This window comes from Solidesulfovibrio magneticus RS-1 (genome assembly GCF_000010665.1).
Classification (GTDB): Bacteria; Desulfobacterota; Desulfovibrionia; order Desulfovibrionales; family Desulfovibrionaceae; genus Solidesulfovibrio; species Solidesulfovibrio magneticus.
On the sequence record NC_012796.1, the window covers coordinates 1,128,753 to 1,150,881 of the forward strand.

Below are 22,129 nucleotides of genomic sequence, written 5' to 3' on the forward strand. Positions count from 1 at the left end.
CAGCAAGATTTCACTTTCAAAGATAATATTGCTACGTTTTTGCTTTGATTTTCAGTGTTTTTGGTTTCTGCAGGTGATCCGATCCATAGTGGCCAGTGTTTTTCAAGTGCCGAATTTCTAGACTTTTCGGTGATTTCTCAATTTTGCAGGCTCCTGCATTGAGTTTGACCGGCCCAAGTTCCTCCTTTCACTCCCGAAACCGATTTGATATCCTCTTTGCAGGTCGTTGCACTCTCGTCCTGGAAACAGTAATGTTACTGTTAAGGACGAGCTATTCAAAAAAATGAAATTTATGGACATATAGAAACGATCTTTGACAACTGAAAAGAGGGAGGCGAGTTAGGTAAGAATTCTACTCGCCTCCTTCTGAAAGAGTTTTTTTGAGTTAATTGAGGCTAGGATACCTCTGTCAAGGTATCCTAGCCCCGATTACGCTGTCAACAACTCAGGCAAGAGTCGAACGGCTCTTTCTTTCTCGCCCTCCATGTAGTGATAATAGGTGTCCGCCGTCATCTTTACAGTGGAATGTCCCATCATCTTTGAAACGGCCGCCAAGTCCGCACCTTTGCGGAGTAACGTCGTCGCAAACAAGTGCCGAAGATCGTACATCCGGGTAGGGTAATTGATCCCGGCTCGCTTGCATGCGTTCTTGAAAGCTTTCCGAATCGTCGTCAGCTTTCGCCCCATGTACTCAATCACATAGCCAGTTTGGGACTCTGCCTGCTCCTTCTCCAAACGCTTCAGAAATTCCGGGTTAATCGGAACTGTCCGGTACGTCTTGGTTTTGCTGGCATAGATACGCACGGTGCCGGCTTTGAAATCCACATCTTCCCAACGAAGTGACAGAAGTTCTGACTCGCCGGGGCGGGTGCCCAGGTTGAAGCAGACTTCCATCGCCCACTTGAGATGAGGTTCCGCATTCGCCATAATCTTCTTGGCGTCGTCCAGGGTGAGCTTCATGTCCCAGGGCTGGACCTTGGGTTTCTTCCAAATCTTCAGAGGATTGACACTGGTGAAGCCATTGTCGATTCCGAAGTTGAAGATGAAACTCAAGTAATCACAGTACTTATTTACGGTATACTGGGAACGGACTTTGCCTGTTCGGCTGCTGACACCCTGGAAGTGAATGATGAATGGCACCATGTCGTCCTGATAAGTCAGGTCGTTCACGGGTTTGTCGCCAAGTACCGGAATGAATACGTGGTTAACCAAGTGCTCGATGTTTCGAATGTGCTTCTCCGTCCGGCCTGATGCCTGCATATGCGCCAGATACTTCGACCCAAGGTCAGAGAGGAGCATCCCAGAGGGTTGCTGGCCCAAGACCTGGCTCGTTGGGGTATCCGTTGTGCTCCCTGTTTGCGCCACCTGGACAGCGGCGGTCACCGACTGAGGATCAGGGACGGGAAGTCCTTTCGCCAGAGCCTCCTGGACGGCCCGGTCAAAGTACTGGGCTTTGGCTTGAGCGAGATCTCCCCTGCCGAACGACTTGTCGTGACGCTTGCCGTTATGATTCCAATAAACCATCCACCGCTCGTCGCGTTGATAAATTCCCATACAAAGACTCTTTAAGTTATTAAGTTAGGCAAAAGGTTAGATATGACAAACAACGAAGTTGATCATCTCATGGAAGCTGTAAACGAAATCGATAGAAGCAAAAGGGGCAAAGCACCCCTTTTGAAGAAAGCTAAATGGTATTAAGCAATATCTCTTCGACTTCCTCCTCTTGCACCCCAAGATATCTTCTTGTTATCGAAGGGCTGCTATGATTTAAACGTTTTGCCAAAACTTCCCAGCTTACACCGAAAGTTTTTCGTTGGTGGTAGCACCAAGTCTTTCGTAGTGAATGGGCTCCGAAATTGCCGACGAGGTTAATCTCGTCTGCCCATCGTTGCACCATCTGCGTGACGGCATAGGTAGTTATTGGGTAGTTCCTCCCTTTCCTGCTTTTAAACAGGAAATGATCATCTTTCAGATCGATTGTTCGCAAATGCTCTTGGAGAGCAGTCAGGATTTCCTTATTCATAATGAACACGTTGTCCTTGCCTGTCTTCTTCTCCTTGACGGCGATTCTATCGCCAATCTTGCAGATTTTGACATCTCCGATCTTCAACGCAAGGATGTCTTGCACTCGAAGTCCAGAATTGATTCCCATGATGAATAGGAGTCGATCCCGGTGGTTGTCGGTTAAAAGCTTCTTGATGCTCTTAATATTCTTCAAATCGATGATGGGGTCGACTTTCATAGGTAACTTCCTCCAAAGTTCGATTTTGGTTTTTAATGAGGGGTAGACGTACATTCAAAACAGGGGGAGGGCAGGAGGGGCCAGGTTAGCTGGCGCGATCCTCTTGAAATCCAAAGACTTTCCTTGGGCTTCGCCCCCAATGTACGTTTCTACGACAAATCGTACATTGGCTTATGATAGTATATCTGTATTTTCTTGCTCAAAATTGCTTAAGGAGCGTCAAGGCCGAGCTGAATGATTGACTCCTGAAAGTCGCCATCAACATTCGCACAAAAGATGAAACAAAGAATAATGCCACGCAATTGCTTGCATGGCACTATCCAACAAGGCGTCAATGCTCGATCTTGGTCAGAACGATAGAACCGTTCTCCACCATCACCGTGAACTCGTCACCTTCAACCAGTTGAAGTTCTTCGAGTCCAAGGTTTTTAAGATAGAGTTTGATTTCGTTGTTCTTGTTAACCTTGGGTCTGGTAGAGCTTTTAACGTACATCCCCTTGACTTCGTAAAAGTGGCGATCATCGCTCATCAACTTTAAGACGTACTGCTTTAGCGTTTGCTTGTGGGTAATCCCAAGCTTTTCCATGATTTCGCTGGCAGAGTTATTGTTCTTGATGCACTCTCGAAGCAACGTTGGATTGTATTTCGACTCAAGCTTCATTCCCTTGGCAGGTTGATCTTCCTTCTTCGACATAACAAATCTCCTTGTTGGTTTTGTATAAGTAAATATCTGTCGGTTGCTCTTGAAACGACAATAAGGAAACAAAGTAAATTAACAGAAAAATTTCTTGTTTACTCAAAAGCTCTCATAAAACACACCAAATAAGCGATTTACCGTGTATTTTAATTCATAAATGTTGGTTTTGATCATGTCGGAAACGTGGATTGGCCGTAGGACGCGAATCCTGGCGTTTTTGGGGTCGACGTGAACCTGAACATGGGTGCAGCCCCGAAAACCCCAGGACGGGGCAATTTGGAGGGGGGCTTTTTTGAGGGTGTCCAGAAAAGTGGAGGACAACGGTAGGTAAACAAGCAAACGACACCGCGCCGTTCGATATTCCGCAATCCCAAGATAATTGAACAAAAAGAAGCTTATCCTCGTTAAAGGACAAGCTTCGCTAGCATTTTCGGCCGACCCCAGGCATCAACTTCTCATTGACACCCAGAATCAGCCCCAAGATCGAAAGAATTATCGCTAATTCAAGCTTCTTGTTCTTTCTGTACGTTCGGTTTTCCCGAATACAGCTAGATGAGATGATGCAGCGCTAGGCAAATTGTTTTTTTTATATGGTAATTGTAAAATTTTACACTTTTTGTTGAATCTTACGATATGTCTTGACTTTATACTATCTTTCTGAACGAATTTTTCAATTTTTTACTGCATCATCTCATGGTTCCTTACGAACCGCAGCCACCCATTGGTACAAAGATTCCTTGTCTTTTATGTACTTATGGGCTTCCCGTGGTCAAATCGGTGTCCGTCTTTTCAACATCCCGAGCATAATCGCCTCAATGTGCTAAAATGAATTATTCATTAGATTTCGAACGGCCATGGTTCTCATCCTACACATTGGCCACCACTGCTTCATCCCTAAGGATTTCGGGCTACTGAATCGTCTCAACCACTCATTTGCCTTGATTGCTCAATAGCAACTGGTTCATCTCATGGATTTTGATTCAAAAGGAAGTGATCATCTTCTTTTTCATGAGACTCTTCGTTTTTTGACTTTTTGGTAGCCAGGACATTTAGACCTGACTTCCTGGACGCCGATACTTCACGGCTCCCATGACCAAATTTAATTTTTCTGATCGAAAGATTGTAATCAATACATACCTTGTAGATACAAAGTGTATAATTTTTAATATCTATCAAGATATAAGGATAGCAACAGCTAAAATTCTTGCTATTTTCCATTAGACGAACACTCGATTCGTTGCTGATTAATCTGGAGATGGAGTGGAGTGCAACGAAGATCATTGTTGCTTGGTATGATCTATATTTTCTTGATCTTTTAGCTAAACAAGTATGTTTTCGTTTGGTTCGGCAGGTCAGAACAAAACTTTACAGATATAACATGGGATAGAGTGCAGCACTGCATTTTGATAATTTTGTCATGACGGAGCGGTGGTCATGAATACCAATCTGTCGCCTTCATGGGGTCCATGAAGTATGCCCCTCCGGTGGAGGGGCTTTTTTAAGCATCATTCTGGCCGATAAAAGAAAAGGGGGAAGCAATAGAAGCATCCCCCAAGGTGTTTACCGCAAACTCAGTAGTTATAAAGTATAATTTGATTTTCGATGGATAGCGTTGGTTATGCTCCAATGGTTCGAATTTTAAAAACAACACGATTTTCAAAATGGCAGCTTCCTGCCATCGCGCACCCCAAAACATAGCGACTTTCGATGAAATCCACCGATCCAGCTTGTTATAGAGAACAGGACCTAAACAAATAAAAAAGGGTGGACGCGCGAAACGCCCACCCCTCCAATGGCAGCTTCCTGCCATCAGGCCTATTCAGGCAAGTCAAACCCCAACGCACGCTGCTGCTGGGTGATAATTTCTTCAAGCATGTAGTAATAGAGCATGTTGACAACTCCACGGAACAAGTCGTCTTCCTCTCCCATGAGATCGGTGATAATCATCCCATGGTACACTTCCAGGTAGTCCTCGAAATCATGAAGGTAGTCGTAGTCACGGTAGTAGATGGTTCCCCTCGGCGGCGTACCTTCTTGATGCTTCGGAAAGTAAATCTTGTCAGTCTTGTCGAAACCGCTCCGCTTAGGGTTCCAGTAAAGCACAACTCCAAGGCTCGGGTACTTGGCCCAGGAACTGGAGTCGCAGGACCAGATCGGGAGCTTGGCCATGAGCCGGTACTCACTGCTGCCGAAGAAATGAATCCTGGCTCCGGCATTGTGGAGCTTCATGACAACGGGCTTCACATTCTTGAGCGTCGTCCGTCCTGCGCACTGGCCGATAGCGACCGTTTTATGCACCGGGAGCCCGCGAGCGATGATCTTGTCGGCGTCATCGTTGTAGATGTTGTGAATGACGGGGACAACGGGGATACCTGCCTGTTCCAGGTCGATCTGGTACTCCAGATTCTTGTAGTAGGAATCCAGGCCAAAATGCAGGTCGAAGTTGAAGATCAAATCCCAAGCCCCGGGGTTGTACTGGGCAAAGGTTTTAAACTTCGGATACAACTCCTCGGGCGTCTGCCTAGCTCCAGGCTTTTGCAAGCTGAAAACACCGCTATCCAGAATAATGCTCCGATACAGGGAACGATCCCTGTGCAAAAAGTGAGGCAGGTCGTTGGCCAGCAAGGCATAGGACAACAAGATATTCGGCATCAGGTTGGGATGGCGCTTGGCAAATTCCCGCAGGTGTCGAATCGTCATGGATGATTGATAAATACGCATAATTATCTCCTTGGGGCACTCCCCACATGTTATGAGGAGTGCCCTTGGTCGCGAATGTTTACTTAGAAAAACGGTCCAGCAACATATCTACGGCGGCGCGCAAGGCTTCCAGGTGCGTCTTGTCGAGCTTCTTCAGATCAGAATTCCCTTCCAACAGACGGTCAATGGAGCTCTTGAGCTTTACCGTTTCGGCGTTGATGTACTTGATAGGCTTGTTTGGAGATTGCTCCTCGCTAGTCTCGCTAGAGCGAACTCCGTTGTTGGCGATTACCTCTTTCATGTAGTTTTCGGGCGAATCACCATGCTCCTTACGGTCGACCATGACAGCGATATCGACAGGAGTCACAGCACCAGCGATCTTGCTGAAGTCGGTCGTGACGCGAACGTCGACTTCGATATCCTTTTTCAAGAGCTTTTCCCGCCAGATGACGCCCTTCACCACATCCTTCAGCGTCCCCTTATCAATCTCGTCGTAGTTGAGCGCTACGCCATTGCGCTCGAACAATTCGCCAATAGGGTCTGTCTTGGAGAGGAGATGCTTGATCGGAGAGATAATCTGGATGATCTGTTCAGCCGCGTCGATGCCGAGATACGCATGCTTCAAGATGCCGGGCGTGTTGGCGATGTTCAAGTACTTATCAATTGTACGCCGGGACATATCGGGCAAATCTTGCCTAATGGCTTCCGCCCAGTTTTCTCCATCCTCCTTCACCAGCTTCTTGTAGTGATCGAGGAGGCAGCCGATCATGTAAGCAATATTGATCATTTTCGCACGCGCCGCACTGAAAACACCGTCAGCAGCCAGATGCTGCGACCTCAACTGCTGCAGGGTTTCTTTCCTGTTGAGCTTTGCAATCTGAGCATTCGTGTTCTCCACAACGCGAGCCAGCTTCTCCTGGGTAATGGACTTACCGTCCTTGATCTGGATATCCGGCGCAGGCGTACCGCCCATGGCCCCAGTGGAACCTTGGAAGTGCATCAACATATGGCGCATCGGATCGTCGTCCTCGCCGATGTAACCGGCAGTCGTTGCAGGGGGAAGAGGCGGCGAGAGAGGGTCCGTGCTGGGAATGCCGCCCGGGGCACCAGTGCCACCGGTAGCGCCGACGCTGTTCATTGAATCGGAATCATTGACCAAATTAAAATTTTTGAAAGTAGCCATGAGAAACTCCTTTTCACGGTCCAAGTGTTTTGGGGAGTGTGTCTTACTTTCCCCGGGACCAACGAGAGGAGCTCTCTCAAAAAACGGGGTTGCCAAGCCCGCCAACTTTTAGAAAAAGAATTTGGCAAAAGGAGGAAGACGTTTAAAAATCTATTTATTTAAGGGCGTTATGGTGTGGTTTTGGATGCAAAAATCCGTCACCTCATAGTACCCTGCGATTCGCTTTCGGCGGGTGAAGATTTGTTCCCATGCTCCATCCAACATGCCGGAAGCATTTATTTTATCCTTCAGCAGCTGATAGACGGTTTCAAAGGACGCGGACTTCCCCCCGTCCTGATCATGGGCCTTGTCCCAGAGCCAGAGCATGGCGAGTCGCATCGTATCGGAACTATTGATGTGTTTCCCCGACAAGCTTAGCTTGTACACAGATTGGAGCGTTTCTTCGTCAATATGCTGTTTGCTGAACAGGCTTTCAACCGCTTTATTGATCATATTCAATGCGTGGACTTCCAGACCTACTTTTGTTGGATTGCCAAGAATCGCTTTTGGGTCGATGGTGATGCTATTAGACTTTTCCAAATTATACAGGTAGTTTTTTGGGGTCATTTCATCAATAGAGATCATCCAGCTTCCATTAAGTTTGACCAGGGCGGATATGTCTGAATGGCCTTTGACAGAAAAGTTGACATCCTCCCCGGAAATTATTTTTTCTAAAGCTTCATTGGTATCAAGTCCAGATGAATAGTGCTTGTAAATTCTTCCGAAGTTTTTTTCGTAACCATAACTCAGGAAACCATATTTAAAATATTTCATCCCTGCTTCTTTTCCAAATTCATTATCTAGTCTGATTCTAAATGGACTATGCGCAAGGTCATGATAGTCGTTGTGCCCTGAAGCATGGCTCGTCATCTCTTCAAGGTATTCACGGCTTTCCATGTAGTCAAAAACACCAAGCGATTTGAAATAGTCGTTGTAGCGTTCGATGACGGCGCAGTATCTACGATATAGCGGATTTCTCCGCATGTACTCCCAATACCAGAAAGCCACGCGTTTTAGGCGATCAATGTCATCCACAATTATCTTGGACAGTTTGGTTTTCATGGGATGATCGTAGCAAGAGGGACTGGCGTTGCCAATACGCTGATACGATCTTCCAGAAAGCTAAGGGTTTTTCTTGATTTGCCAGACACGAACAGGCATTTTCGGGATGACCACTGTACGCAGTTGGCAATTTTTTTGAGACTGCCTCGGGGGAACGTTGGTTTTTGGGAGTACGTTGATGCCCTATAGCCCAGATGAAATCTTCCGTTTAATCCAGACAGCGGAGCAGCTCGATTCCGAGGATCGGCTGAAAATCTTCGAGTTTTTGTCCGACTCCTTCTCGTTGATTCCCCTGGTCGGTGGGTTCCCTGCTCCTGGGCAGTCCTCCAGTGAGTTTAAGCGTCCAACTGAGGCCAACTGGACGAAGTGGTGCGTACAGAAGCGCCAGTTTAGCCGTGACGATTTCTCTCCTGAGCGTGCTGGTGTCGCCTGCGGTCCCGCCAGCGGTGTTCTAGTCCTCGATGTCGATGACATGGGGAAGTTCCGGGAATGGTTGGCGGCCAATGTCGGAGAGGAGCTTCCCGCCACGTTGACGGTGAAGACTGGCGGCATTGGTGAACGGTACCACTTTTATTTCCAGTACCCGAATGATGGTCAGCGCTACCCAAACAGGTCCGTCAAAGACGTCTTCGATATTCGTGGCGTCGGCGGCGAAGTCCTTTGTCCTGGATCGCTCCATCCCGAGACAAGGAAACCTTACATCATCGTTGAAAGTCCAGAAAACCTGGCTCCGGCACCGGACTGGCTTCGGAACTATTCCCTGTATAGGACGATAAAGCCACTGGCCCCTGTTTCCACTTCTGACGCACACGATCACACCCAGGACCAATTCATGACGCCGAATACTCCTCAGGCCGCGCCGGTACCGACGACAACTACCCCGCAGACCACACCGACGGCCCCCATTTTTGACAACTTTATCGCTGGTCTCCAGGTTCCCGAAAACATCAAGATGCAGATCGTCACCCCGATTCCCAAAGGGCAGCGCTCGGAAGCCTCCATGGCGGTGCTGGTAACACTTCTGAGCTCAAGTTTACCCGAAGGCACGATCAGGCATATCTATGCCACCTATCCCATTGGGGAAAAGTCCAGGGAGAATGATGCGGCATGGTTTGATCGAGAAATAACGAAGGCAAAAGAACATATTGCAACGAATTATGATCCAACACTATTGTCTAGTGCTTCTAAACCTCCATCGAAACCTTCGGCTCCAAAGCGTCAGTATAAGACTTTCAATGCGTTTGATGTGGTCAAATCCAACGTAAATTTCGAGTTTCTTATTGAAAATTTTTGGCCAAAAGGTGAGCCATTATTGATCACCGGACACGGTGGTGCAGGCAAGTCGATCCTCACCTTGCAAATTGCAATGGACCTTATCTTGCCCCCGCCTGCTGGATTCTTGAATGTATTTAAAGTGAACCAAGGAGAGCATAGAGTTCTCTTTGTCCAGTCAGAAAACTCTTTGATTGGAATGAAGAAAAGGATTGACTTTGTTAGGAACGCGTACCAATTTCCTGATGCTTTTCTTCAAAACAGAATGTTTTTCTTGGGTGTCAACAATGATGTTCGGACAAGTGGCGACATAAAAGACCATCATTTTCAGGATGCCATCAAAGACTCTGTTGACTCCAACAAGATAGATATTTTGGTGATTGATCCCTTGATAAGCTTCCATAGTGAAGATGAAAATTCAAACGATCAGATGCGGAGGCTTCTAGACAAAGTGTCGCTTCTTACTGAAGAGATCGGTGTTACGCCTCTTTTGATTCATCATCATGGAAAGTTTTCCACTGATAGCGGTGCAGGAGGTGGACGCGGAGCCAGTGCAATAGGTGACTGGTCACCAAATACGTGGGAACTGAGCTTCCAGAAGAAAGACAAGCAATATTCACTCCAGCACAACAAGGCTCGAAACTTTACGATTCAAGACAAGTTGACGTTGGAACTTGTAAACCTTCGATTTAGAGCAGTAGGAAGTAAAAAAGTAGCAGATGAAGTCCAGTATGTCGTGACTGCTCTTCAAAACCTTGGTGGGATAGCAAATTCTAAGGAAGAGTTGAAAAAAGAAATATTGGCAGTTTCTGCAAATATGAATCATGGTAAACCTATAGCGCATGGATCTGCTGCAAATTACATTGACAAAGCAGTGAAAGAAGGAGCCATCAAGGAAACCCCTGTACCTAGCTCCAGAAGTAAGGCCTACACATTTTGAGGTTCATTGAGAATACTTCCATCGCCAAAATTGGGTGGGAGACAGCAAAACATTTGTCGACAAAAAATATTTTGTCTTAAAATTTTTAATAATTTCAATGATATATTGCAAATTTTTAACGTCAAAGACAAAATAGGGTTGTCTGTGGTAACTAGTTGAAATTATTTGAAAAACAAAGACAAAATCGCCTATATATAAAAGGGGGGTGGTTTCCCACCCCCCCCTAACATATCACAAGTGATGTCGAGATGTTGCTGACGAAGGAAATCTTCAGGAGCAGTCGAGAGTTAAAAGTATCCAAAAAGATCAAATAAAATTATTTAATTGACATATTATTCTAATACGCTCTTGAACGGCAGTTGTTTGTTGAAAGGTGAAAAAATCTGTCCTGTTGCTTAATCTGTTCACTTCTGATGCACCGTCAATTGGTATATTTTTCAAATATAATAAGTTATTGTAAGATTATATTTAGTTTCTAGCCTTTGTGTCAATTGATCTGCGTCTAGATGGTCTTTGCTCTTTTCAAATCATAAATTTTAAAAATTCTAAATTTAATGGTGATCATTTTTGGCTTCTGTCGGTCAGTGAGAATTGTTTGGGTGTCATCTGGACATTTTCGCTGGGACTAAGCTTTAGTTTTCATTATTCAAAATTGATTATGAATTACTTGTCGTCTTGTCTCCTTTTTTTACATCAATGATTGCTTCGCAGGCAATGTTGTCTTTTTCATCAATTTATCAGAAATGATGGGTGGTGGAGGGCAGGATTCTGCCATTGTTCACTTTCTCTTGTCCGTCAGGAGAGTGAATCTCTGGATTCCCACTTTGCCCCGTGTTTTTTAGGTGGTGTGCTCAGAATCGCGGCCTGAGACTTTTTGATTTCCCACTTGCTGGGTTTTTTTGGCTTGATATTTTGGAGAATTTACCACTTTTATTCAAAATGCATCGCAGCTATTTCATCTGGATTTCGTATAGAATTGCTGCGTGCTGTCGCTAAGATATGGAAAATAAGTTTCAAATTTACCTAATTTTGAACAAAAAATTATTAAAACTACAGGTAGAAGTTTATGGAAATTCGATCAATGATTTTTGGGTGTTGTTTGGGGTTTCTGTTTTTTGTTACTTTAATCGTGTATAGGGAGATTTCGTATTTGTTGCCATCCTTAGTGAAAAAATATCATGCTAGAAAAAACAAGATGTTTAAACGGTTAAAAGTGGTAGTCCCTGCTATACACTTACAGAGGCTTTTGGTGTTTAGGCGTTAATCGTCCTCAGGGAGCATTAAAGTCAAAACTGGCTCACCATGATCACCGGGACCGATATGCGCGATGACATTCACCGTCACCGTCCGCCCTGGTTTCATGAGGAATGCGACCCGGACTGTCGCTCGATCCGCACCAGGAGAGCTCTTTTTGGCAGAGCAGAGCACCAGGAAAAGCAAATCGTGGAGGCGGCCAGCTGTGGATTGTCCCTCCCCGGCGATTCCCTCTGGTGGTTCGACGTACCCGTGGTACAGTGTCGCAGTGACTGCGGTATGGACCTTAAACCCGACGGCCCTGGCGGCGTCGGTGACATCGACCAACACCCCGTCAGCGAGGGCCTGTGCCCTGGTGTAACTGTACACAAGATTCCATTCATCATCGACAATCATTTTCTTACTCCTGTTCTTGTGTAGTTGACGAGTATTGAGTTTAAACTGAAAACTCTTGCATGTTTCGAAGTGAAATTCACCGCATGAAGTGATTGCTCAAGAAGGAATGTTTAGACGGAGATACTTCGCAGGATGCTATTGCTAACACCCTGCGAAGTGTTATGAAGTCTATTCGTCTGATGCGTCGTTCATCTCCTGAACGAACTGTTCTTGGTCGGCAGTAGACATGCGCTCGAATGAATCGTACATCTCTTGGCGTTCAGGATCAGGACCAAGGTCAGGTGCGCCAGGAATGTCGACGGGACCAAAAGGATTCTCAACCATCTGATTTACCTCCGAAGTTAAAGTCGGAAACAACAAGAGAAGCTCACTGTCCAATGGGACAGGGGCTTAAGCTGAGAGTATCCTCGGTGTGGGGGCCAGGTCACGGGGGCGGTGGAGTGGTTAGGACGGCGGCCACTGGAAACGGACATTGGGCCGAAGCTGGGATTTCCTGGGTTTCTGGCCCTTGGGGAGACAAAGGGGGGAGGCCATGGGAAAAACCCCAGGAAGGGGGCCTGGGCGCGATCCCGGAGGTGTCCGGGGAGGGAGTCCAACCCCAAATTCCCCCAAGGGGTGCTGGGACTATTTGTTCAGCAAGATAATGTATAGCCAGCTATGAGTTAATTTGATTTTATATGTAAGTTTGGCAACCATTTTGGTTTGCAAATGTTATTAATCAAATTTTTTTTGATGTTTTATTTTTTTGTAGTTTGCATAGAATAATGACCTCTATCTTCGCTGAATAGAGAGATGTGGACATTTCTGTCTATCGCTGTTGTGAATATTATTTTAAATAGCTGGTATATGACATATGGGCCTGAAATGCTGAGAACAATCGTTGACACTAATACAAACATCAAGCTGTTTAGTATGGTCATGAAGAAAGATTTTAAAGATTTCACGTTCTCATTTGTTTGCTCGTCAGGTTTTCCTGAGGTGAATTCAGCAACTTTGCTAGATATATAACTGGCGACCCCTACGATAGCTTTTTTTGACAAACCTACCGCCTTGCCGTTTTTGATATATTCTGCGTTAATGTTTTCAATTTGTTGTGTAGTAACTTTGTTGAAAATGTATGTTTCTGTGGCAACAAAAAATGGAAGAGCAATGTAAATAAAAATCGAAAACAATACAATTTTTTCACCAAACTTTCTAGATGCTTCAAATGTTCCGAGACCAAATCCTAGGGTGAGGCTTGATTTTAAAAGGAATCCCTGCTGGACTATCTTTAAAAGAACGGTTTGAGCTGTAAGTGCTATTAAGCTGTTCTCAAGAAATCCAGATATTCTGCTGATAAAATCGCTGATGCCTGTCAATGATGCTACACTTATAGATGTTATATTTTTAGCAATAGATGCGATAATAAAAATTGTTTCAATAGAAACAAATGACTCCGTGCAGTAGCTATATGATAAATTGTAAAATGGGCTCATTAATATGTCGAATATGAAATTATAAGTCCCCAAAAAGGCCGTTATTGCTAATATTATAAAGGCATTTTTTGTTGGAATTTCTTTTTTAGTAAGTTTTGATATTAATAGTACTGGAAATATTAAGAGCATCCTGGTGTAGTGGACTATTTTGTTTTTGACTATGCCGATGGTGAGATTTCTTTTGTCCTTAACTTTGGAGGGTGAGGCTTTCTCTGTTTTTTGGGGTGAGTTAGACTTCTCGTCAACAACGGCATATATCCCAATGTCTGTTAGTAACTTTTTTATTTTTAATGCTTGTTCCTGATCTGGGCCTTTGAATATAACGCTGTGCTCTTTGTTGAGGAATTTTGAATAAATTTGTTTGTCAAATTTAGAAATCCGAGTAATTAGTCTGTCTGCGCCATCTTTGTTGTAGTTTTTAAGTTTCTTCCAGTTCGTTGTGATAGTGTAGGTTTTTTCTGGCATGGAATATGACCTTCTTCTTGAATAAATATGGTATTGTAGTCCCTTGGCATTGGCTATGATTGGGCCAAGTATTTCCAGAGAATTATTTCACATTTCTTGTTGGGTTTCAATAAAATTGTTTTTTCTTTACAGGGGCTTGAAAAAGGCTGCGTCAGATGGCAGTCTCCTGCCATAGTTCAGGTCGTGTTTGCGGGGAGACCGTCAGGGAATGCCTGGGGCTGGGGCGTAGTGGGGTAAAAGGCGAAGAGTCGATGGCTAACTGTTTGAAATATTGTATGATTAGTGTCTGTGGGTAAGAAGACGGGGTCGTTCGGAGATAATAAGAGAATTTAAACTTGTATCGATGTTTACAGAAGATAGAGGGATCATGCCGTTCGCAATTCATCAAAGCAAGCTAAATCTCAAGATGTATCTTTTTACACGAAATAAAAACGATTTTTCGTGTGTTCCAGAAGGCATCTTAGAAGAAATGGGGAAAGTCAAGTTTTTGAGGGATTCATTTCCCAAAGAAAAAGAAACAGAAATTATTGTTTCTCGTTATAAAGAAATTGAAAGCCTTGTTGCTGTCAAGGGCTATTGTGTAGTTAAGCTTGAATAGAAGTCTTTGTTTTGATGCAAAAAATTATTTTATTAGCCCTCGATAAGCTGCAACGCCATTTTGGGCAATGAATTAGCTTGTGAGAGCATGGCAACGGCAGCTTGTGAAAGTATTTGTTCTTTGACAAAATTGGTCATTTCTTCAGCGACATCGGTGTCAGAAATTTGTGATTCAGCTGCTTGAAGATTTTCAGCCTGAATCTGGATATTTGAAACCGTGTTTTCAAGGCGATTTTGGGTTGCGCCAAGATTTGCTCTGATTTTGTCTTTTTTGACGATGGCGTTGTCTATTCTTTCTAATGAGTATTGAGCTCCATTTTGTGTTCTAATGTTCAAGTCTTGTATGTTGAGTCCATTAGTGTTGATTGTTGAGTTTGTAGCAGGGATGTCGTAACTATCGATATCTTTTCTATTCTGTGTCCCGAATTGTACGGTCAGTTTGTTGTCTTCGGCCTCTAAATAGTTGAAAACTTCAACTCCGTCGGTTGGGTTATACGACGTGGCATATAAGTTTTTTCCTGCAGAATATAACGTTATTGACCTATTGTTTGTATTCCCGATGCCGTTGTCGTTTATTTTTTCCCACTGCTTGTTCCCTGTATATTTATAAACCCCACCGATGTCTCCAGGTGACAGGCCGCCTGTGCCAACATATAATTCATTCTGAAAGTTAACTATTCTTGAGGCTCCAGTTACGCCGTCTCCAAACCCATTTGAATTAATCTGCTCCCAGTTTCCTCCTTCAGTGTATTTATAAATAACAGCACCATCGTTTGAAGAAGCGCCCCCGTATAGTTCTCCGTCTAAGTTTGTGAACTGTAAAGCACTTGTTCCGTTTCCAAATCCTTGTTGTGATATTGGCTTCCACGATGTGCCACTTTCGTATTCGTAAACTATAGTTCCATTGTTATTCCATGTTGAAGCGTATAGTTTGCCATTTGAAGTTCCAAGGTTTGCGTTTGTATTGTTTAAATCACCGAATCCGTCAGTGTTTATTTTTGTCCATGAAGTCCCAGAATTGTATTTATAAATATTCACACCATCGGTTGGATTGTTTGTGGAGACGTACAGGTCGCCATCCTTTTCTATCATAGAGTCCATTCCAAAATTATTTGGATTTCCAAATCCATTAGTATTTATTTGGGTCCAAGTTGAATTTTGATATTGATAAACACCAACGCCTGATCCAGTCAGTATTCCGCAGACTAAGTTGTCATCATATTTAGATATTAATTTTATGCCAGCTGGCAATCCTGAGGATACAGCTGTCCAAGATTTGTTCCCGTCGTATTTATATATGCTGTTTGTGCTGTCAGAGCAATATAGAGTTCCGCCAGCTTCAACTATTCCATATGAAGCACTATTTGTTAGGGGGCTAATTCCAAAACCACTTTGATTAATTTGTTCACCAAGTTCTATGATTGGATTAGAGCTTCCATCAAGGAGTTTAATGCTATTGAAGTCAGTAGATATTGCAATTCGTTGTATTTCAGACATCATTGCTTGAAATTCGCTGTCAATGATTATCCTTTGATCGCTCGAATAAGTTCCAGTAGCAGCTTGTTCAGCTAATTCCTTCATCCGAATTAACTTTTCATCAATTATCTGTAAAGCTCCGTCAGCAGTTTGGATTAGAGAAATGGCATCATTAGCGTTCCTTACCCCCTGGTTCAGGGTTGCTACATCCGATCGCATCAACTCCCGGACAGCGAGACCGGCAGCGTCGTCGGCGGCGGAATTGATCCGCAGCCCAGACGACAGCCGCTGGGTCGACGTACTCAGCGCCCCATAGTGGTCTGACAAATTTCTGGCGGAGTTCATCGCCATGAGGTTGTGGTTTATGACCAATGCCATGGGGAGGCATCTCCTTCCTTGTTCAGCGGGCATTTCCCGGCAAATCACCGGAATTATTTTCCGGTGGCTCGGGGCCTGAACCGCCAGAAATCAAGGCTCAGACGGAAAAATTGACAAAAAATAAAGTTTACTTGTTAATATCTAGCAATTTACATACCTAACTTTTGGATTGGCCTAGGGTTTTCTTGGACACCAACTTGGCGGTATGAATCTGCCGCTCGGGAGGTGTCGTATGCAGAGAGAGGAAGGAGCGCCCAAGCGATTTTGGGCGCGTCACAAGACTCAGGCCGTGCTGCGGCTGCTTCGAGGCGAGGACATTGACTTGGTGAGCCGGGAGTTGGGGGTGTCCCTCTAAGAGGGAGTCTGGGGAAGATACCCAACCCCAAATTCCCCCAAGGGGTGTTTGAGCTGTTTTCTGAGATAAAGTACTGCTATTTTAGATAGTTACAATTTGCAGGGTGCTGCATTTTCCGATTTTAAGTAGATTGGGCAGTAAAAATGGTGTCGGATGGCAGAAGTCTGCCATCTCGCGGGCTATGTTAGTGTAGATTTAGTGGCGCAGTCCTCTGCTTGGTCCAATAGTGACGGAGGGCAGATAGTGGGTGACTGTCGAATGAAATCTTAAATTATTTCAAATGCGTAGTTATCTGCGTTTCTTAAGTCCAAGAATTGCACCAGACTTGACGGAGAATCTGAACCTTAAGTGCTGACAGGAAAGATCGATTAGGCATGCCGTTCGCGATTCATCAAAGCAAGCTAAATCTCAAGATGTATCTTTTTGCACGAAATAAAAACGATTTTTTTGTGTTCCAGAAGGCATTTTAGAAGAAATGAGAAAAATTAAGTTTATGAGGAATTCATTCCTGGAGAGAAAGAAACAGAAGTTATTTTCCCTCGCTATAAAGAAATTGAAAGCCTTGTTGCTGTCAAGGGCTATTGTGTAGTTAGGCTTGAATAGAAGTCTTTGTTTTGATGCAAAACAGATATCGTTTTAACCCTCGATAAGCTGCAACGCCATTTTTGGCAATGAATTAGCTTGTGAGAGCATGGCAACGGCAGCTTGCGAAAGTATTTGTTCTTTGACAAAATTGGTCATTTCATCAGCGACATCGGTGTCAGAGATTTGTGATTCAGCTGCTTGAAGATTTTCAGCCTGAATCTGGATATTTGAAACCGTGTTTTCAAGACGATTTTGAGTGGCTCCAAGGTTTGCTCTGATTTTGTCTTTTTTGATTAAGGCTGATGATATCTTTTCTAAATGCTCCTGAGCGCGGGTTTGTGTTCTTATATCTAGGAAGGGTTGATAGATTCTGACAGAAATTCCGATTCCAGAAGGATCTTCCCCCGCGTCATTATTGTAGGCTATTGCGAAGCTTCCATCGTCTAGTGCTGTGATTGCTGGATTTGATTGATTTCCTGCTAATTCACTGTTGACCATAAATTCATTTCCAAGCTTTGTCCCATTGTAGCCGAAGATTTGCGCACCCATAGCCCAACCAATTTTTCCATCAAATCCACCTGAATTGTAAGAAACAATGAAAGCTCCATTTTTTAAGTCAGCAATTACAGGCATGTGTTGGTCGTTGATTGTTGCGTCATTTACTTTAAATTCGGATTTATATACTGTCCCATCTTGATTGTATATTTTTGCGTAAGTTCCCCAGCTTCCAGGGGATTCTTGGTCAAAAGATGACCATGCAACAACGTATTTTCCGTCCGAAAGAGATTGAACGGACGACCAGTTTTGAACGTTTGTCGTGTAATCATTAACTAGAATGTTGTTCCCAACTTTTGCCCCGCTTGTGTCATATTCTTGAGAATAAATCCCATAGCTACTTGGGTCAGGGCCGCCCCCTCCTCCTCCGGAGTATGTGACTATTGTATTCCCATTTGTCAGTTTAGTGATTGATGGTATTATGTTTGAGCCGTTAGGATAGTCGCTGACGATGGATTCATTCGTTAAGGGATTGCCCTCGTTGTCGAATATTCTAAATATTGTATTCGAACCTGCGCCTCCTTGTAGGTCCGACGACCAAACTGCTGCAAAACGGTTGTCGTCCAAGGCAACCAAAGGATTTCCTACATATTGTATGGATGTTTGTTGATCGTTTGGTGTCGTGCTATTTAGCCGAAATTCACTTCCTATTTTTGAGCCATCTTTTTGAAGAACCTGTCCATAGACTCCTAGTCCAGATCCATCTTGTCCATTGGACGCCCATGTGACAAGTAAGTTGCCATTCCCTAGTGTTGTTGTTTTGGGTTGTGTCTGGTCGCTAATGTTGTATGTATTTACCTGGAATTCAGATCCAACTTTATTGCCATTCGTATCCATGATTTGGCCATGGATCGACCAGCCTGCTCCCCCTTGATTTTGTGATTGCCAAACAGATAGGAAATTACCTCCTTCGATTGAAGTTAAAGAAGGGTATTCTTGGTCGCCGGTTGTAAACGTATTTACTTGTTTGCTGCTCCCCTCTGGTTCATACATCGGTATTGAATCTGGAAGTACTGATCCAACAAGGTTTGCATTACTAAATAACGAGGGGAGTCTGGAATCGTCTATTGAAACAGAATAGTAATCTTCAGCTGAATTGTTGCTGGTGCCAAAGTGGACAATGAGTGATCCAGAAGAACTTAAGCTAGAAGTATTCGATATTCCAGACAAATTTCCATTAAGAAGGGGTATTCCATTGAAGTCAGTAGCGTTTGAAATGCGCTGTACTTCAAGTGCCATGGCTTGAAATTCACTATTTATGATCGCTCTTTGGTCTTCCGTATAAGTTCCAGTCGCCGCTTGCTCGGCCAGTTCCTTCATCCGAATCAACTTCTCATCGACAACTTGTAATGCCCCATCCGCTGTCTGGATCATGGAGATGGCATCGTTAGCGTTCCTGATCCCCTGGTTCATGGTGCTGATGTCGGATCGCATCAACTCCCGAACAGCGAGACCGGCAGCGTCGTCGGCGGCGGAATTGATCCGCAGCCCAGACGACAACCGCTGGGTCGACGTACTCAGCGCCCCATAGTGGTCTGACAAATTTCTGGCGGAGTTCATCGCCATGAGGTTGTGGTTTATGACCAATGCCATGGGGAGGCATCTCCTTCCTTGTTCAGCGGGCATTTCCCGGCAAATCACCGGAATTATTTTCCGGTGGCCCGGGGCCTGAACCGCCAGGAATCAAGGCTCAGACGGAAAAATTGACAAAAATTAAAGTTTACTTGTTAATATCTAGCAATTTGCATACCTAACTTTCTTATAAGAAGGACACGCTAGCCCTAAACTGTCCGAAAAGGACAATTCCATGGGCGAGATTCTTAAGGTTTTTGGAAAACGTGTCCGGTCATTGCGGCGGGCAAAGGACATGACCCAGGAGCAGCTTGCGGAGCGGGCGGGGCTGTCCCTCCAAAGCGTTGGGGAGATCGAACGGGGCAGGGGGAATCCGACCTTGGTGAATATCGAAAGATTATCCGCCGCCCTCGAGGAAGATTTGGCATCCCTCTTTGACCTTGGGGATGTCGGCATGACGCGGGAGCAGGTGCAGAAAGAACTTCTGGAGTTGCTGGCCGGGGCCAGCGAAGAGCAAGTGCGAGCGATCCTGACCATGGCCCGGGTGCTGATCCAGAAGTGACCTGGGCTTTCCCGCGTCACCTTTCAGTCATCCTCAGGGAGCATGATCGTCAGGACCGGTTCTGCGCTGTCGCCAGGGCCGATATGGGCAATGACCTCGACTGTTTCCGTGTGTCCTGGCGTCATCAGGAACGCCACCTTGAAATAGACCCTGTCCGAGTTGACCGCCCTCTTGGCTGCAAACAGCGCCAGCGTCAGCAGGTCGTGGAGCCTGCCCGTCACGGACTGCCCCTCGCCAGCCAGCCCCGCTGGTGGTTCTATATAATGATGATACAGGTTGTCGGTGACCACCGTGGGCAGTTTGAAGCCGGTGGCTTTCGCTTGCTCGGTGACATCGACCAACACCCCGTCAGCAATCGCCTCTGCCCTGGAGTAGGAGTAGATGACGTTTCCAAAAGCTTTATCGTTCGGCATTTTCAGGACCATCCTGATTTGAGTTCAGCAAGTTTTCAAGTTTCTTGCGAAAGTTCATTGTAAGTTCGAGTCCGATTTCGGCATAGCAACGGAGTATCGCTCCATCGACTTCGATGGCGGTGGTGTCCATGATCTTGAACAGTTGCTCAATTGGTCGGAATGCGCTGATGATTGCTGATTTTAGGTCCAGCTTTTCGAGGTCTTGTGGTTCCATATGGTATCCTTCTGGGGCTGCACTACAGAGGCAGTTTTGGGGAAGGATACCTTGTGAGGGGCAGGCGGTCACGGGAGCTTGAGTGATTTTGGGAATAGCCCTATGGAAATCGGACGTTGGGCCGAGGCTGGGATTTCCTGAGGTTTCGTGGGAGCCGGGGCAAAGGGGAAGGCCCAGCTGGAAAATCCCCAGGACGGGGCCGGTAGAGAGCAGGGGAGGGGTGTCCGAGGGGATGGGCTGACCCGGGGCAAAGGAGCCGGGGGTGAAATGTGTTCTAAAAGAAAATAATGATATTGCTTTTTTAACGAAGCTTCATGTCTGGCAGCGAAAATGTATAGTTTGCCATTGCCGCGCCAGTCGAAATTGTGAATCCGTACATGAAATTTTCGAATTTGTTGTGCAGGTCGTCAGTTAAGTAAACGTCTTTTTTTATGGCTATAATATTTGTAGGGGCTGGGTTCGATGGGGTGTAGTCGGTCGATAAATCAGTGCACTTGTTCTCGGTGCAGTTGAAGTATGTTGATAATGTATATTTGTACATTCCTTTTCTTTGATTGTTATTGCTTGATTCAGGTGTTAAATTTCTTACAATGTCAATTCTGATCTTGTGTTCGCTTCCGATGATGGCTTTTGTGTCATTGGTTGTATTCGATCGTGTTGAAAAGGAATAAAACCCATCAGCATCGCCATTCTGTGAGTTTTTTGGGTCGATGTCGTCTTTTGTGTTGTTTCTGCCGGCTCCATGATAAACATCATCCCACATTTGAGGTGTAGAACTTGAGCAATTTGTCTGGTCAGGAGTAGAGTCTACACCCCAAAAAACATAGCCCATGTGAGCATTGTTGTTGTCATTTTGGCCTGCGTGATTGCAGTAATTTTTTCCGCTATTTTGAAAAATATCAAATTCGATTCCAAACTTGGGTGGTTGTATTCCAAAAGCATTTGAACCTGCGGTGTTTGATGGTCCTGCGTAGCCAAGATATTCTCCGTAGCGACCAACGTCATCAACTGTGTTGTTATAAGCGTTTTTAATGGCAAAAACAAAGCCATCTCCTGTTGCAGAACTCGATATTTTGTATTTAAAATAAAAACGTACTCCGGTTCCAAATGGACCGTAATATCCTGTAAATTTAGGCTCTTTTGTTGTTGCAGTTTTATTGGGATTAAATGTTACTGTGGCAACAAAGTAACCTAACGCACTCAAATCTGCTTGGATTGTTGTGTTGCCTTGGTTGTCATTGTATAGATAAACTTTGGATTTGTCTGTGGCATTGATCGCGACGCCACTATCTGCTGGAGCATTTATAAAATTAGAAATTTCATAGCTAGCTTCTAGGCCTGATCCGTAATTTACAGTTCCACGAGATGTTACATTGTAGTTGTAGTTTGTTTGGACGCCAACTTGATTAACTTTAAGAATAATTTTTTCACCAGTTCCAAGATTTTCTATGATTTTGTTATTCAAGTCTAAAAGATCTTTTGTTGTAGAGTTCGCCACATAAGATTTATAAAGAAGCGCGTAGTTTATTCCTGACTCTGCTAAGTAACGGGCGCGCATGTCTTGGTTGAGTTGTAATTCATTGATTGTCGTTCTAGAGGTAAGTCTCGAAATCCCTACGCCTAATAAGGAAATGATAGTGATTGAAGATATTAGCCAAATTAAAGAAAATCCATTAGGTGATTTACACATGGCAATC

Annotated in this window: 16 protein-coding genes and 4 pseudogenes; 3 read left to right on the forward strand and 17 right to left on the reverse strand. The window is 44.7% G+C overall.

Annotation, left to right across the window (positions count from 1 at the left end):
• Positions 1-429: 429 nt before the first annotated feature.
• The 7 genes from DMR_RS04645 to DMR_RS04670 form a co-directional block, all read right to left on the reverse strand.
• On the reverse strand, positions 430-1,554 hold the full coding sequence (locus DMR_RS04645; protein WP_012750572.1) for a tyrosine-type recombinase/integrase: 1,125 nt from the start codon (positions 1,552-1,554) through the stop codon (positions 430-432).
• 130 nt (positions 1,555-1,684) lie between these two features.
• Positions 1,685-2,242, reverse strand: a complete 558-nt coding sequence (locus DMR_RS04650) for a tyrosine-type recombinase/integrase (RefSeq protein WP_012750573.1) — start codon at positions 2,240-2,242, stop codon at positions 1,685-1,687.
• 331 nt (positions 2,243-2,573) lie between these two features.
• Complete coding sequence (locus tag DMR_RS04655) at positions 2,574-2,936, reverse strand: hypothetical protein (protein WP_043600084.1); 363 nt, start codon at positions 2,934-2,936, stop codon at positions 2,574-2,576.
• Positions 2,937-4,437: 1,501 nt separating this feature from the next.
• The gene (locus DMR_RS24270; protein WP_012750578.1) at positions 4,438-4,749 is read right to left on the reverse strand and encodes a hypothetical protein; all 312 of its coding nucleotides are present in this window, start codon (positions 4,747-4,749) and stop codon (positions 4,438-4,440) included.
• 5 nt (positions 4,750-4,754) lie between these two features.
• On the reverse strand, positions 4,755-5,660 hold the full coding sequence (locus DMR_RS04660) for a hypothetical protein (protein WP_012750579.1): 906 nt from the start codon (positions 5,658-5,660) through the stop codon (positions 4,755-4,757).
• Between the two features lie 58 nt (positions 5,661-5,718).
• Complete coding sequence (locus DMR_RS04665; protein ID WP_012750580.1) at positions 5,719-6,822, reverse strand: hypothetical protein; 1,104 nt, start codon at positions 6,820-6,822, stop codon at positions 5,719-5,721.
• A gap of 150 nt (positions 6,823-6,972) precedes the next feature.
• Complete coding sequence (locus tag DMR_RS04670) at positions 6,973-7,923, reverse strand: hypothetical protein (RefSeq protein ID WP_012750581.1); 951 nt, start codon at positions 7,921-7,923, stop codon at positions 6,973-6,975.
• A 178-nt stretch (positions 7,924-8,101) separates the two neighbouring features.
• Here DMR_RS04670 and DMR_RS04675 point away from each other — a divergent pair, with 178 nt between their 5' ends.
• On the forward strand, positions 8,102-10,135 hold the full coding sequence (locus tag DMR_RS04675) for an AAA family ATPase (protein WP_012750582.1): 2,034 nt from the start codon (positions 8,102-8,104) through the stop codon (positions 10,133-10,135).
• A 1,260-nt stretch (positions 10,136-11,395) separates the two neighbouring features.
• On the opposite strand, the gene DMR_RS04680 is transcribed toward DMR_RS04675, so the two are convergent.
• From DMR_RS04680 to DMR_RS24275, 3 genes are all read right to left on the reverse strand, one after another.
• Positions 11,396-11,785, reverse strand: coding sequence for a DUF6573 family protein (locus tag DMR_RS04680; RefSeq protein ID WP_012750584.1), 390 nt, complete (start codon positions 11,783-11,785; stop codon positions 11,396-11,398).
• A 168-nt stretch (positions 11,786-11,953) separates the two neighbouring features.
• Positions 11,954-12,109 carry a hypothetical protein gene (locus tag DMR_RS24880; RefSeq protein ID WP_012750585.1) on the reverse strand — a complete coding sequence of 52 codons (156 nt, stop codon included), beginning with the start codon at positions 12,107-12,109 and terminating at the stop codon, positions 11,954-11,956.
• A 413-nt stretch (positions 12,110-12,522) separates the two neighbouring features.
• On the reverse strand, positions 12,523-13,725 hold the full coding sequence (locus tag DMR_RS24275; RefSeq protein ID WP_012750587.1) for a hypothetical protein: 1,203 nt from the start codon (positions 13,723-13,725) through the stop codon (positions 12,523-12,525).
• A gap of 367 nt (positions 13,726-14,092) precedes the next feature.
• Between DMR_RS24275 and DMR_RS23090 the strand changes: the two genes are divergently transcribed.
• The gene (locus tag DMR_RS23090) at positions 14,093-14,323 is read left to right on the forward strand and encodes a YcgL domain-containing protein (RefSeq protein ID WP_148208358.1); all 231 of its coding nucleotides are present in this window, start codon (positions 14,093-14,095) and stop codon (positions 14,321-14,323) included.
• A gap of 32 nt (positions 14,324-14,355) precedes the next feature.
• On the opposite strand, the pseudogene DMR_RS25265 reads toward DMR_RS23090, so the two are convergent.
• The 4 pseudogenes from DMR_RS25265 to DMR_RS04705 form a co-directional block, all read right to left on the reverse strand.
• Positions 14,356-14,652: pseudogene (locus tag DMR_RS25265) on the reverse strand (flagellin); the annotation flags it as partial.
• Positions 14,653-15,708: 1,056 nt separating this feature from the next.
• A pseudogene (locus DMR_RS04690) lies at positions 15,709-16,176 on the reverse strand (flagellin); the annotation flags it as partial.
• Positions 16,177-17,167: 991 nt separating this feature from the next.
• Positions 17,168-17,464: pseudogene (locus DMR_RS24280) on the reverse strand (flagellin); the annotation flags it as partial.
• A 1,248-nt stretch (positions 17,465-18,712) separates the two neighbouring features.
• Positions 18,713-19,264 (reverse strand): annotated as a pseudogene (locus DMR_RS04705) (flagellin); the annotation flags it as partial.
• A 214-nt stretch (positions 19,265-19,478) separates the two neighbouring features.
• On the opposite strand from DMR_RS04705, the gene DMR_RS04710 reads away from it, so the two are divergent.
• A complete protein-coding gene (locus tag DMR_RS04710) occupies positions 19,479-19,805 on the forward strand; it encodes a helix-turn-helix domain-containing protein (RefSeq protein ID WP_012750591.1) in 327 nt (108 codons plus the stop codon).
• A gap of 23 nt (positions 19,806-19,828) precedes the next feature.
• Here DMR_RS04710 and DMR_RS04715 read toward each other — a convergent pair whose 3' ends face one another.
• The 3 genes from DMR_RS04715 to DMR_RS24285 form a co-directional block, all read right to left on the reverse strand.
• Positions 19,829-20,218: a DUF6573 family protein gene (locus tag DMR_RS04715; RefSeq protein WP_012750592.1), complete on the reverse strand. Its 390-nt coding sequence runs from the start codon at positions 20,216-20,218 to the stop codon at positions 19,829-19,831.
• Complete coding sequence (locus tag DMR_RS04720) at positions 20,205-20,432, reverse strand: hypothetical protein (protein WP_012750593.1); 228 nt, start codon at positions 20,430-20,432, stop codon at positions 20,205-20,207. The genes DMR_RS04715 and DMR_RS04720 overlap by 14 nt, the downstream gene beginning before the upstream one ends.
• Positions 20,433-20,733: 301 nt before the next feature.
• Positions 20,734-22,122, reverse strand: a complete 1,389-nt coding sequence (locus tag DMR_RS24285) for a hypothetical protein (protein ID WP_012750594.1) — start codon at positions 22,120-22,122, stop codon at positions 20,734-20,736.
• Positions 22,123-22,129 lie beyond the last annotated feature (7 nt).